The following is a 13,903-nucleotide window of genomic DNA, read 5'->3' on the forward strand; positions in this document are numbered from 1 at the left end:
ATGAAGCGCATCCGCTCATGCAACGTAGAAAAAACGTTTGGCTTTACCTTAATCGAATTACTTATCGTTATTGTTATTTTAGGCTTGTTGGCGAGCTTAGTGGCACCGCAAATGTTCTCGAAGGTCGATTCATCAAAAATCAAAACCGCTGAGACGCAAATGAAGATGCTGGAAACCTCGCTAAACACCTACCGTTTAGATATGGGACGTTATCCGGAGAAGCTGGATCAATTGCTGACTGGCGACGAACCGAACTGGCAGGGACCGTATTTCCCAAAAGACGTGCCGCCTGATCCGTGGGGCAACGATTATCTTTACAAAATGCCTGGTGATAACGGCCAGCCGTTCACACTAATGTCATACGGTGCAGACGGACGTGAAGGCGGCGAAGAAACCAACGCCGATATTATTTTGCAATGAGCGAAACCACAGTGCATCACCTGTTCACTGAACGTTTTCGGGTCAATCCCGACGATTTGAGTAAGGCGCTACAGTTCCAAAGCCGCAATGGCGGCCAGTTGGAACAGATTTTAGTGCGTATGGGGGCACTGAGCTCGGAGTTCTTACCTGACTATTTTGCCCAGGTGTATGAACTTGAACGGGTGAATGACAACGAAATTAAAGCACTGATTGACGATGATGAGCACTGGCAGGCATTGCAGGAGCAACTCCCGGCAGGTTTGCTGCGTCAGTGCTTGTCACACGACTGTCTGCCACTGGCCTACAGCGAACAGCAGTTGCTGGTGGCTTGTACTAATCCGACCGCTACCGATCTGTTAGAATTTGTGGGGACGCAGCAGACCCCACCGGTGCAGTTAAAAATTGCTACTGACGAACAGTTTTCGCAGCTTAAGAACCGTTACGAGCAAAATACGGGTCAGCGCAACGAAAATGCCGATCTGACCGTGCTTGAAGAAGACCGCCTGCGGGAACTGGCTTCTGAAGCACCGACGGTCAACCTGCTGAATAACCTGATTGCCAAAGCGCTTCGCCGCCGTGCATCTGATATGCACATTGAACCATGGAAAGGCAAAGGCCGCGTGCGCTACCGTATTGACGGCGTATTGCATGAAGCAGATTTTATTCCTATGCACATGGTGTTGCCGGTCGTTACCCGACTGAAACTCCTGTCGAATATGGACATCGCCGAAAAGCGCCGGCCACAGGATGGCAAAATTGAACTGCGCATCGATGGCATGGACGTTGACGTGCGGGTTTCGGCGCTGCCGGTGGGTGAAGGCGAATCGGTTGTGATGCGCTTTTTGCTGCAGGGCAACCTCGCCTACGACGTAAAAACCTTAGGTATTGAAGAAGACGTTGAAACCGAGCTGTTAAAGGACATCCAGGCGACCGCCGGAGTTATTTTGCTGACCGGTCCGACGGGCTCCGGTAAAACCACCAGTTTGTATTCATTTTTATCGCGCCGTAATGCGCCCGACGTAAAAATTATCACCATTGAAGATCCGGTCGAATATCAGCTCGACGGTATTAATCAGGTGCAGGTACAAAGCGACATCGGCTTTACCTTTGCCAACGCACTGCGCTCAGTGGTGCGACAGGATCCCGACATCATCATGGTCGGTGAGATCCGTGACCAGGAAACCGCAGGCATCGCCCTGCAATCGGCGCTGACCGGGCACCTGGTATTCAGTACATTGCACACCAACGACGCCGCGAGTGCGTACACGCGTTTGCTCGATCTTGGCGTGGAAGAATTCTTATTAGCGGCTGCAATTAAAGTGATCGTCGGCCAGCGTCTGGCACGTAAGCTGTGCGCACACTGCAAAGCGCCAGATACCGAAGCAGAACTGCAGTATCGACAAATGAAAATGCAGTGGCTACAGGAACGTTTTGCAGTGACACAGAGCTTTCAGCGTGCGGTGGGCTGCGAAAAATGCGCCCACACCGGCTATGCCGGGCGAGTGGCCCTGATTGAATACATGCGCTGCGACGAACAACTGACCGAATTACTTGGCGAGCCTGACTTCCTGAGCAAAGCACGGCGGCTCAACCGTGAGCGAGGCTTCCGCAACTTGCTGGAAGATGGCGTATTGAAAGCTATGCGTGGTGAAACCACGCTGGCAGAAGTGGTTCGGGTGGCAGGCTAATGGCGCAATTTCAGTTCACCGCTTATAACGCGAGTGGTGTGCGTCAGGAGGGCACCATCGAAGCTAGTGATTTAGCCGGTGCCAAAGCTAAGCTGCAAGAGCAACAACTGCTAATTGCCAGTATCAAAGCCAAACAGACCGACGTTGGCACCGCGTTGTTTGGCGAGCGCCAACTCAACCTGAAGGATGTCGAGTTCTTCACCTCGGAACTGGCGCTACTGCTCAATTCCGGCCTGAAAGTCGACAAAGGCCTGGAAATACTTTTGCAGAACGTGGAAAAACCTGCGTTGCGGCAATTTTTACGCACGGTGTTACAGGAACTCAAACAAGGTCACAAACTTTCCGATGCACTGCGCCCCTATTCGGTGTTTAGTTCATTGTATGTGGGCTTGGTGCAGATCGCTGAAGAGACCGGCGAACTCGCCACCACCTTTGACCGACTCTCTGCTGAGCTCAACTACCAACTCGACCTGAATGACAAAATAAAACAGGCACTGGTCTACCCCGCGGTGATTTTAACCGTGTGTATTGGCGCCATTCTGTTTATCTTCAATTTCGTGGTACCGAATCTTAGTACCTTGTTCCGTGACCAGGAAGGGTTACCCGGGTACACCGTGGCACTGCTGGCAGTGAGTGAATTTTTCATTAATTACCAGCTGTGGATGTTGATCGCCATTATTGTCAGTGCCTTCGTGCTGTGGCGCTGGCGCGAGCATCCGCAGGTCAGCGCGTTGCGTAGTTGGCTGCGCGAACGCATGCCGGTTGTCGCCAATGCCAACTTATTGGTGGAGCGGATCAGGTTTAATGCTGCGTTGAATGTCATGTTGTCGTCGGGCGTGGCAATTGACCGCAGCCTGAAGCTGGCACAGAAAACCCTGCGTTCGACCGCGTTGCAACAGGAACTTGCGCGTGCCGCAGAAAAAATTAACCGTGGTGAAAGTCTGGCGCTGAGCCTCAGTGAAACCCGGCTGTATCCGCAATATTATGCCGCACTGCTGAAAATTGGCGAAGAAAGCGGCGAGCTTGCCCGTGTATTCGGCGAAATCGCTGATCGCTCGCGGCGCACGTTTTACGGTTGGGTGACCCGCTTCACCAGCCTTCTTGAACCTATCCTCATCTTATTTATGGGAGCTGTGGTCGGTAGCGTCGTGGTGATCATGATGCTCAGTATCTCTGCGGTCACAGACATGCCAATATGATCCGACGCCGCTGGGGCTTCACCCTGATTGAATTGTTGGTGGTACTGACCATCGTCGGGGTGGCAGCGAGTCTCATCGGCCCGGTAGCCATTGAGCAATACGAACGTACCAAAGTGACGCAGGAGCGCGAACAGCTGCTGCGTATAATCGATGACGTCACATTTCGGGCTTACACTGAATTCCAGCACTTTGAACTTGAGGTGGAAGGAAATCAATGGCTGCTAAAGAGTGGTTCAAATGAACCGACAATACACAAATTCGATTTTATTGAATTTAAAAGGCAGTCATTTGATGTAAATAGCCACGGATTTTGGTCAAATGACCTACTTTTCTGGCTGGAAGGCGAGCGTCAGCGGCAAACCCGGCTCAACCCGGAGCGCATTGAAGGAAGCGACGATGACAGCAACTAATCGCGGCTTCACTTTGCTGGAAGTATTGATCGCCATGACCATACTCACCGCCTCGGTGGTGACCGCTATGCTGGCCTTTCAGAACAACATGCGCAACTCAGCCAAAGCCGCTGAGGTCACCCATCTATTGACCCAGGTTGAAGTGGTGCGCAGCGCAGTGGAGTTCGCCTTGCGCGAAACCGACGTCCGCGAACAGGAACTGGAAAGCCAGGGCGTGGTCGCGCACTGGACCGCGCAACAGGTCGCCTATGAACCTCCGTCAAAGTATTTCAGCGATTCAGAACTCGGCTTCGCCACCTACGGCCCGCGCTACCGCTTGTATGCGGTAACTCTGGAATTCAGCTTTGGCACCAGCACACGAACTTTCAATTATGAGGAACTGGTATGGGACAAACGACTCAGCGCGCCTTCACCTTAATTGAAACGCTGATTGCCATGGTGCTGCTATCGCTGCTGATGTTAGGTGGCGCGCTGGCTTACGACTATTTCACCCAGAACTGGCAACGCAACAAAGGCAACATGGACGCCGCCATGGAGCGCCACCACATCACCACTCTGGTGCAGCGGGTAACGCAGCATACGTACCCGAAGGTGGTGTTTAAAAACATGCAAATGGAACAATTAGGGTTTTATTTCCTCGGCCGTGAAGAAGGCTTCACGGCGGTAGCGTCGGCGAGTGTTCAGAGCCCAAATGTTCCCGCTGTTTATCGTCTGTTTCGTGAACGCAACGAGGATGGTAACTGGCGTCTGGTTTATGAAGAGGCACTGCTCAGTGGCTTCGTTCTTAAAGAAACCGACCGGGTTTTGCCCTTTAATTTTCGGCGTGTTCTCTACGACAATATTAGCGAACTTAATTTCAGTTACTTTGGCTGGGAAAATTACGATGTAAGACGCGATATGATTTCGGCAGAGAACACCGTGGAACATGTTCCCGAATGGTTTAGTGAATACGATGGCGTGCAAAGGGTTATCCACCCTATGGCAATACGCATTAACCTGAACGGCATGAGTTGGCTAATCACGGTATCCGACGCGAGTATCGATATACTCGGGGGGTACACGACAGATGTTTAAGAACTCGGCCGCTTGTAACGATCATCATCAAAAAGGCATGGCACTGTTTCAGGTTCTGCTGATCGTCGCTATTATTTCGATGTTGCTGCTGATGATGTCAGCGACAACCAATCAGCAAGTCGAGCGGGCCCAGCGCTTACAGGATCAGACGGAGCAACAACTGGCGCTACACTCTGCAGCAAATTACCTTGATTTCGTATTACTGACCAACGATTGGTATGACATGCTTAACGCCGGTGAGCCCTTAGCAAACTTAAATTTCCATAATTATCCAAGCAGCTTAAAATTACCGTCCCGGGTAGCCTACGACCCATTACCTGATGGCATTGAGGTGCGCCTGCAAAATATCGGCAGTCTGGTTGGCATTAACCAGGCCAATCAGCAGTTGCGCGAATTGCTGGTTACGCTGGGCGTCGGCGAAGTACAGGCCAATACCATGATTGAGGCTTTGCGCGACAGACTTTATGGTGCCGAAAAGCTTTATCTTCAGCACGTCAACGAACTCACCGGTGTACCCGGCTGGACGGAGGAGTTGATCGAGCGATTACGTCCGTTAGTCACAGCAAAAATCTTACCCTTTAACGGAGCCTGGTCACCAGACGCTTTATTACCAATCTTGCTCACCTCGGGGCAAGCTGATACTATCATCGCGTTACGTCGTTCGGGCGATTATTATGCGGGTATTTATCAAGAGTTTTCCGGGCAGGATACAGGCTTCGGGGTGTCGTTATACCCTAGCGACGAACAACGTGTAACCATTACTGATCCAGTGACTGGTGAACAGTTACGTCGCGCGGTGATTTATGCGGCACATGATAAAAACCCAAGGACGATAGAATACAAGCGCTATCTTCGCGAACAACAAAGCATATCTAATGAGTAAAACCAGGCCGAATCAGTCGAACTACCTTAACCGTCTATCAGCACAGCTTACCCAGGGCCTGTGGCGTGTGGCAGCGGACTTTAGCTGGTATCAGGGTACCTCGTCTGAGCCTGTGGCAGCGCCGACCAAACGCGTACCTGTTGTGGTATTGGCACGACAGCTCTATCAGGAGCAGTGGCAGACCTTTGCCATCAGGTCACAGCGCGAGCTGAAGAAAATTGTGCAGCTTCGCGATGATGGCGACGCTTCGGTAATGCATTTTATTGGTGCAGAACATGACGGCCAACGCCAGGTGTTGACCGTGCGTCTAACAGAACGCGGTTTGGCAGCTGCCGCGCAGGGTTACGTTGTGTTGCCTGAAACTCTGGTACTGAATGCCGCACTTGATAACGGGTTTTACCAGATCGGCGCAGATTCCCGCGTCTATTTTATGCTGTGCGACGACAAGCAGTGGAAAAGTGCGTTGCAATCGCCGTTACTGAAAACCGCTGAAACAGCAAAGTTAGCTTTAGGTGCCGCCGCCGAACAAACCCCGAAAACAATAACCCTTGCGCAATTACAAGCACTTTTACCACAAGGGGTAAAGCGCCTTGGTTACCGTATGTGGCAACAAGGCTGGCAGCGAGTGTCAACCACGCGAGCGTTTCCGTGGCGGCAAACCTTGATCGCCAGCACTGCAGTAGTGGCCCTGTATGCAGCGATATCGACATTGTATTTGTTCGGTGAGCGCTGGTGGTTGGAGCGGCAGTTAGCGGCTATTGATGACGATGTCGCCGTTGTGCTGCAACAGCAAACAGCCATGCAGGACGCCCGACAAAATATTGAAGCATTGGAAAAATACCAGACCAACTGGCAGGCAGTGAATCAGTTTTGGCAGGTGTATCGGCTCATCGAAGAACAGCAGCTGCAGTTAAACTTTTTACGCGGTGACTTTCAAACGTTCATGTTAAGTGGTGTTGCAGATGGAGCTTTACCCTTTTTGCAAAAGTTGAATGCCAGTCCGGCAGTAGCCGAAGCTGACTTCGACGCACCGGTGCGATCGAACGGTTCGGAGCAGCGATTTATTATCAAGTTTGCATTCACCGAAAGTGATGTCTGGCAACAAAAGGTGATGCCAGCAGATACAGCATCACCAACTGCCGGGGAGGCAACGGATGAGTAAGTCACAACGACAACTCCTTATCGTTGCTGCCATTCTGGCAGGCATTCAGTTTGTTATTCTGCCGCTGATGGATTACCAGAATCAACAGCATGACGAACTGACGTTGCTTGAGCAGCGTTTGTCACGCAGTGAGCAATTGCTACAAAATCAGGAAGAACTCAAGGAATTATCGGCAGCAGTGCAAGCTAATGAAGAGAAGATTCTAGCTGCCATTCCAATGGCGACCGACAAAACCATGATGCGTATTGAGTTGCAGGGCGAAGTGCAAAGCATTGCGCGGAAATACAGCGTTAACGTTGATGAATTTAACTGGATGACAGACTCACAAAGCGTGTCGGCAACTGTAGATCTGCAACGGGCAAAAATTCGCCTGGAAGGACCGGTTTCACAATTGGCACAAACTCATTTAGAAATGACCCAGGAGTTACCTTCCATTCGTTTTGTTGATGCGAGCTTAACCTCAGCTAACAACCGCCGTAATAAGTTGACGGGCGATCCACAAATGCGCCTGGAGCTCATTTTGGAAATTGCCACCCGTTCTGCGGTTGGAGGTGAGCAATGAGCTGGCTTACCCGCATCCGACATATCGACAGAACCGCGTTACTGGTGGCAGGAGTATTTGCCGTTCTGTGCCTCATAGACTTCAGCCAGCGCTTATGGGTGCCAGGCACCGATGCAAATGCGGTTGCCAACGAACTTGCCGCCGCGTCGAACGTTAAGGTTAGCGATGTTCAGGTGGTCGATGGACTAACCGCCTGGATGAACCAACGCCGGGAAGAGCGTCAAGCTGCTGCAGGACCAGAGGCGACAGATAATGCCAGCAAACAGAAACCCTTGCTTGAGGGGGGTGTTGATCTGGGGCCTTTGCGGGTGCGCCTGAGAGCCATTTTAATTACGTCTGATAGCGGCAAACAGGTTGCTATTATGGAAGCTCAGGATAACACTGAACGAGATGTCGAGTTCATCGAACGTACTCTTGGCGAGAAATTAGGCGACTACACAGTTAGCGCAGTTCGAGTGAATGAAATTGTATTCCAACACGGCGACGACAGTGTCACCGTGCCGATATTTGACTATCAGCGCAAAGTAGAGGACTAAACAGGCCATGAATTTAACGATGTCAAAAAACGCCGTTGCGCTAGTTGCAGCTCTTAGTTTGTGGGGGTGTGCTCAAATTCCTGATCCTATGGAGGTGAAGCCTAATCGACTGGAAGTAAAAAACGGCGAAGTCCTTAATGAAAACGAAATGCCGGGTGGTAGTCAGGGTAACCTTCGGGAAAGTAGCTTTGAACGTATGCAAAGCATGCAAACTGAGTCATCAGCATTGGGCAGTGACCGCGATCCCGCGTTACAGTTTAGTGACAACGATCAGCAGCAGATTAGTGCGAATCAGTTACCACTTCGCGCCTTCGTTGAAACAGTATTTGGCCAGGCTCTGTCAAGCAATTATGTCATCGCTACACAAGATGAGTTAGCACAAACAGTAACCCTAAACGTTGCAGATGCCGTGAGTTCACGTGAGCTTTTCCGCTTAGCGCGGCAATTACTAAATGACAACGGTTTAGAAGTTTCGTTACGGGAAAATACCTTTTATATCTTTCCGGTGAATGCAAGTCAGCGGGGCGATGTTGCCATTGGGCTAGGCCGCCGGCCTCAGGATGTACCGGATACAGCGCAACGAATCCTGCAGGTCATCCCATTAAAATATGGTTTACGACCCACGCTGGAACGTACCATTCGCGGTTTGACTGATGTGCGCTTAACTGCAGAACTGAGCCAGAATGCTTTTTTTGCTGAAGGTCAACGACAACAGATTTTGCGGTTATTGGATCTCATTCAGCTGCTTGACGTACCAGCCACCCGGGGACGTCACATAGCCATGGTGAATTTAACCTTCATCAGCCCCAGTGATTATATTCAACAGTTGAAGAGTCTGATGGATGCCGAAGGTATTAGTGTGGGGGATAATCCATCCGGTGGTGTGGCGATACTTACGGTGCCTGTACCGCAACTCGGTTCAGTCGCAATGTTTGCGTCCAATGAAGAGGTGCTGGCACGTGCACAGTTCTGGACTCAAAAGCTTGATCAACCGAGTCAGGGCGCGGAGAAAAGTTATTACATCTACCATCCGCGTTATGCCCGGGCAAATGACCTGGGCGAGTCCATCGGTACATTAATTGGCGGTGATATGGGCGGTGGTAATGACAGTCGTGACACCCGCTCGGCGCAGGCACAACGTGGTAGCAATGCCGGCAGCACCGGTGCAAGGTCTGGCGGGAGTATATCCGCTGAGAACGAAAACCTGCGCATGACCGTTGATGAACGTTCGAACTCGATCATTTTTCATTCGACCGGCTCCGACTACAAAGCTCTGCTGCCGATTATCAAGCAGCTCGATGTCATGCCGAAACAGGTGGTGCTCGATGCCACCATTGCCGAGGTGACCTTAACGGACGAATTTGCCCAGGGTTTTGAATTCGCTTTTCGCTCGGGGAAAATTACCGGCGGCACCTTAGGTGCCTTAGGTGTGGGTGATATGGGTGGATTCTTTGTCAACTGGACCGATGGTATTTCGTCAGTGCGCGCCCGCTTGCAGCAAAGTTCCAGTTTGATTAACATTATATCCAATCCAACTATCGTGGTGCGTGACGGTGTATCTGCGAGCATAAGCGTTGGTAATGATATTCCGACCATTGGCTCAGTGACCACCAATCCAAACTTTGAAAGTCAGACACAGAATGTCGTTTATCGCAAAACCGGTGTGCAATTAACGGTCACTCCGACCATTAATGCACAAGGCTTGGTAGTACTGCAAATTGACCAGACCATTTCGAATACATCCTCCGGTGGACCGACGGTCGCCGGCAGCCCGAGTGTCTTCGAGCGCACTATTCAAACTGAAGTGCTTGCGCAAAACGGTCAGACAATATTGCTAGGCGGCTTGATCTCGGAAAGTAAACAAAATGGTAACAGTGGCGTACCCGGGTTGTCAGATGTCCCAGTGTTAGGTAATCTGTTCAAAGGTAAGAATAGCAACACTGAAAAAACGGAGTTGGTGATCTTCATTACGCCGCGAATTATTGATTCCACCGATCAGTGGGCAGAAATTCGCCAAACTATTGCAGATGGCTTGACAACCATTCAACTTAACGACTAATCTTGCTTCTAACTTTGCGAAAATGTTGCTACCGAGGGTATTCAATACTATAAAAACACGGTAAAGTAACAGGCGAAGTGAAATTAATTGGGAAAGGGCACAGAAATGTGCGCTTGACTTAGAGAGATTTGAATTATGGCTAACTCAATAAGAAAGGTAGACTTAGTTCAAAAATATCGGAGCAGCCTTAAGGCTAATTTGATAACAACAGAGGAAGTGGCGAAAGCCAAAACTCTATTTCATGAAATTGGAGAACATCATGACAAACATGTTTAAAAAATCGCTGGTCGCACTAGCTCTTGCTGGTGTCAGCACAGGCGCGATGGCTGCAGACATCTCGTCGTCGGTTACGACCGTATCGAATGAATATTTGGAAGTTAATGCTACAGCCGCATCAAACTCAATTTCTGTAACGCTTAATGACGAGTACACAGAAAATGACTTTCTGATTTTGACCTTTCCAGGTGAAAACTCAGTAGATCTGAACAACCTTACAACAAGCATCAATGTTGCTTCGCAAACTGTAGTTGTGGGTTTTGACGATACCAGTGCCGAGTGTACCAACGGCACAGGTACTACTGGTAGTGAAACAGATCCTGCTGACAGCGATACCACATGTACCAACGATTATCAGTCTAAAGGGTTCACTGTTGACTACGTATTGTCTGACGTAGACGTTATGGGTAACACCTATGTTAAGTATCGTGTTACAAATCTTGGTACCAGCGGGTCGAGCACTGTCGGTGCTACCATTCCGTTCGGCTCTGTAACCGTAAACAGTTCAGCTATCCAAGGTTCTTCTAGCTTTGACGTAACTTACTTTGCGCGTCCTAACTATGAAAACTACAACGGTAGCGGTGAAGCAACAGAAACTGGTGTTGATCCACTTGATACCGCAGATACTGCTGCATTGTTTGAAACTGGTGACCAGTTTGCGTTAACCGTCGGCGCGACTGTTTTTGACGAGACAATTGACGTTGAAGGCAACGCGTACCGCAAAGTTTTCGTAGGTTCAACGTCTGACGCGGGTGAGTTCACCTTAGTTGATAACGCTGCCGACTTTATGTTGAATGCTACATTTGAAAGTGCTGATGTGAGCGTTACTGGTAACAACATGTTCGGTTGGTTAGCCGACGGCGACACTGACACTGCTGGTTTCCAATACTCAGGTACCTTTGATACTGTAACTGTGGATCAGGTGGTATTTACTGGTGGCGCTACGTGTGGCACTCCGTCACATGATGCAAACGAGTTGATGTTCAGCTGTGACGCTATTGGTCAAGAGGTTGTTACCTTCAACTTGAACCAACAAGAAGTTGTTCAAAATGGTAAGTTCTCCATCTCAGCTGTGTTCAACTTCAGCGATGGTGCTACAACAGATCCAGTTGAAGGCTCAACTGAAACTGATGCAAAAGCATTTGGTGAGTGGGACATCAACGGTTCTGTAACCTTTATCCCTTACATGCCTTACTCAGCTCAGTCAGTAGCGAATGAAGCAGGTTTGGCGATTGACCAAATCATCTACATCACCAACAAAAATGCGTCAGGCTACGGCTCAGGCCCAATGCCTGGTATCACAGTACGTTACATCTTAGAAGATGGTACTGAAGGTACACTTAGCAACGCTGATTTAGGCGGTGTTAAAGCTGATGCTGGTATCACTAAGATTACTGGTCAAGTGCGTCAAGCATTGTTTGCTGCAGGTCTGTTGACTTCTAGCAAGAAGGTTGCACTTGAAGTAGTAGTTGAAGAAGACCCAGAGTTGATCGAAATCTACTCAGCATACAACGTCGGTGGTTCTGACCGCGGTTGGGTACAAAACGATTCACAACGCGTTTATCATCCAGCTACCAATCCGCAATAATTGTATAAATCAGTATCTAAAAGAAACTGAGATACAAAAACATAAAACGCTCCCTCCGGGGAGCGTTTTTTTTGCTTGTTATATACCAACTGACTAAAAACTAAGAAAAAAAACTGTACAATTCCTGAGCATGCGCTAAATTAACTTTGCGGTAAAAACGGACAAAGGACCCAGCGTATCTCACACCGCAAGTTTGTTGGAGCTGTTACGCTGCTGATTCAGATACAAGGAATATGGACATGCGTACTCAACTCCTTTACACAGCGACGCTGTGTGCTGCTGCATTACTATGTGCTCCTGCTCATACAGCAGATTTAAGCCAAACCTCTTCACTGAAAACATCACATGAATATTTGTCTCTGGTGTCGAGCGTCGACTCCCAGCCGTTGCGCGTTAACCTAAGTGATAACTATGTAGTTGGTGATTTTTTAATTTTCGAATTTCCCGGCAACGGCATCGTCGATACTGAAAGTTTGCCCAACACCGTATGGGTTGATCCCAAAGAAGAATATGATCTGCCAACGGTAAATTTCGCCTTTAACAGTGATACCGAAATTGAACACCCGTGTAACACGGCCGTGGCGGAGTATCCTCAGTACACGCACTGGCACTACGAATCGCAAACCACTTACCCCTGGTTAACCACCGATGAGTTGTGTCGTGGTTACATTAGTGAGTCAGAGCATCTACTGCGGGTTATGACAGCACCGGATCTGCTGTTAGCGCACGGCGGGATCACATTCGATGCAATAGGAACAGGTTACGATACTGTCCAGGATTTAACCTGGGCTAAGTATCGTGTCACTGCCATCAGCGGTGAAGTGCACCTGAGCACCGTTGGTGCTGAAGCTGACTTCGGCTCAGTGACATTCAACGCGAGTGCCTTAAGCGAGTTCGGTCCGGCGTTTAGCGTGCGTACGCTGTCGAGGACAGGTTATGACAATTATCCCGATAGCACTAGCGGGCAAACGGACAGGATTGACGAGCATGAACACGACTCGGCTGTTTTGTTTGAGCTTGACCATCAGTGGCAATTGCTTGCCGGGGAGGTGTTATTTCAACGCACCGTTGATGTAGGAGAGCCCTACCGGCGTCTTTTTGTGCCCGCATCAGGTTGGGCACAAGCTGATGTCGACGAAGGATTTTATCAGCTCGGATCCGGTGCTTTCGATTTGGCTGCGCAACCACTGCGGGTGGTTTACCAACTCACGGGACCGCAACGATTCTCCTGGATAATAGATTACGACCATGCCGATGCCATCCAGGATTATTCTACTCAGATTAGCTTCAGTGACAGCAAATGCGGGCTACTGAGCTTAAGTGAAAACGAGTTAACCTTTGAGTGTGTTACCGAAATGACCGATGGCAGCGATTTGCTTAGCGCAGCAAGTATCAGACTGACACTGAATGGCCAGGAAATTGTGGAACACGGGGAATTTAAACTCAATGCTGACGTGGTTTATGGTCTTTCTAACCCGGCCTCTACAGAGGGTACGACGACTTTGGCGGCGATTCCGTTTGGTGAGTGGGGACTGAACGCGGCGGTCATGAATGTCGCTGCTATGCCGTTTGCCGCGCAAACGGCGACTCAACAACAAGCTACAGGCATCGACCAGATCCTGTAGCTCAATAACCGATATGACGCGGCTTCGGATGATTTGCCTCCGCGGGTAGCTATAGATGTGGTCGAGCCCAACGGGAAGGTCCATTATTTTAGTAACGAGATGCTGAACGGGCTACGCGCTGCTAAAGGGGTTACAAAGCTTGCTGGCGTGCTGCGCGAAGCCTTATTTATGAAAGGGCTACTTGAACAGGAGCAAATGCTGCAGTTGAAAGTCATCGTCGAACAATCTGGCTCGGGCCTCACGCTTTACTCAGCCTACAACGTTGACGGCGACCGCGGCTGGATACAAAACGACTCCCAGCGCGTTTACGACAACACACCATAACCCGTAGCCCGCAGCTCTACTGCGGGTTATCACGAATTCACCACTAATGTATTAACGAAATAACAACATCCGTGCATATTATATGGATCGTGTAAAA

At 49.8% G+C, this 13,903-nt stretch carries 14 protein-coding genes; all 14 read left to right on the forward strand.

Translation table 11 applies throughout. The features are described from left to right. Positions 1-420 (forward strand): type II secretion system major pseudopilin GspG, encoded by a 420-nt coding sequence (gspG, locus tag CWI69_RS09000; RefSeq protein ID WP_126763854.1) that lies wholly within the window; start codon positions 1-3, stop codon positions 418-420. Further along, on the forward strand, positions 417-2,108 hold the full coding sequence (locus CWI69_RS09005) for a GspE/PulE family protein (protein WP_126763855.1): 1,692 nt from the start codon (positions 417-419) through the stop codon (positions 2,106-2,108). The genes gspG and CWI69_RS09005 overlap by 4 nt, the downstream gene beginning before the upstream one ends. Next, positions 2,108-3,307, forward strand: a complete 1,200-nt coding sequence (locus CWI69_RS09010) for a type II secretion system F family protein (protein ID WP_126763856.1) — start codon at positions 2,108-2,110, stop codon at positions 3,305-3,307. Before CWI69_RS09005 ends, CWI69_RS09010 begins: the two co-directional genes overlap by 1 nt. Continuing rightward, a complete protein-coding gene (locus CWI69_RS09015) occupies positions 3,304-3,717 on the forward strand; it encodes a type II secretion system protein (RefSeq protein WP_126763857.1) in 414 nt (137 codons plus the stop codon). Before CWI69_RS09010 ends, CWI69_RS09015 begins: the two co-directional genes overlap by 4 nt. After that, positions 3,704-4,135: a type II secretion system protein gene (locus CWI69_RS09020; RefSeq protein WP_157984263.1), complete on the forward strand. Its 432-nt coding sequence runs from the start codon at positions 3,704-3,706 to the stop codon at positions 4,133-4,135. Before CWI69_RS09015 ends, CWI69_RS09020 begins: the two co-directional genes overlap by 14 nt. Next, positions 4,102-4,791 (forward strand): PulJ/GspJ family protein, encoded by a 690-nt coding sequence (locus tag CWI69_RS09025; RefSeq protein ID WP_126763859.1) that lies wholly within the window; start codon positions 4,102-4,104, stop codon positions 4,789-4,791. The genes CWI69_RS09020 and CWI69_RS09025 overlap by 34 nt, the downstream gene beginning before the upstream one ends. Next, positions 4,784-5,674: a type II secretion system protein GspK gene (locus CWI69_RS09030; protein WP_126763860.1), complete on the forward strand. Its 891-nt coding sequence runs from the start codon at positions 4,784-4,786 to the stop codon at positions 5,672-5,674. Before CWI69_RS09025 ends, CWI69_RS09030 begins: the two co-directional genes overlap by 8 nt. Next, on the forward strand, positions 5,667-6,836 hold the full coding sequence (locus CWI69_RS09035; protein WP_126763861.1) for a hypothetical protein: 1,170 nt from the start codon (positions 5,667-5,669) through the stop codon (positions 6,834-6,836). Before CWI69_RS09030 ends, CWI69_RS09035 begins: the two co-directional genes overlap by 8 nt. After that, positions 6,829-7,398 (forward strand): hypothetical protein, encoded by a 570-nt coding sequence (locus tag CWI69_RS09040; RefSeq protein ID WP_126763862.1) that lies wholly within the window; start codon positions 6,829-6,831, stop codon positions 7,396-7,398. Before CWI69_RS09035 ends, CWI69_RS09040 begins: the two co-directional genes overlap by 8 nt. Further along, a complete protein-coding gene (locus tag CWI69_RS09045) occupies positions 7,395-7,934 on the forward strand; it encodes a hypothetical protein (protein WP_126763863.1) in 540 nt (179 codons plus the stop codon). The genes CWI69_RS09040 and CWI69_RS09045 overlap by 4 nt, the downstream gene beginning before the upstream one ends. Before the next feature lie 7 nt (positions 7,935-7,941). Continuing rightward, entirely contained in the window at positions 7,942-9,993 is a 2,052-nt protein-coding gene (locus tag CWI69_RS09050) for a secretin N-terminal domain-containing protein (RefSeq protein WP_126763864.1), read from the forward strand. A 259-nt stretch (positions 9,994-10,252) separates the two neighbouring features. Beyond that, entirely contained in the window at positions 10,253-11,857 is a 1,605-nt protein-coding gene (locus CWI69_RS09055) for a hypothetical protein (RefSeq protein ID WP_126763865.1), read from the forward strand. A gap of 239 nt (positions 11,858-12,096) precedes the next feature. Continuing rightward, entirely contained in the window at positions 12,097-13,482 is a 1,386-nt protein-coding gene (locus tag CWI69_RS09060; protein WP_126763866.1) for a hypothetical protein, read from the forward strand. Between the two features lie 99 nt (positions 13,483-13,581). Next, positions 13,582-13,806 (forward strand): hypothetical protein, encoded by a 225-nt coding sequence (locus CWI69_RS09065; protein ID WP_126763867.1) that lies wholly within the window; start codon positions 13,582-13,584, stop codon positions 13,804-13,806. Positions 13,807-13,903 lie beyond the last annotated feature (97 nt).

This window comes from Pseudidiomarina halophila, assembly GCF_003987215.1.
Lineage (GTDB): Bacteria > Pseudomonadota > Gammaproteobacteria > Enterobacterales > Alteromonadaceae > Pseudidiomarina > Pseudidiomarina halophila.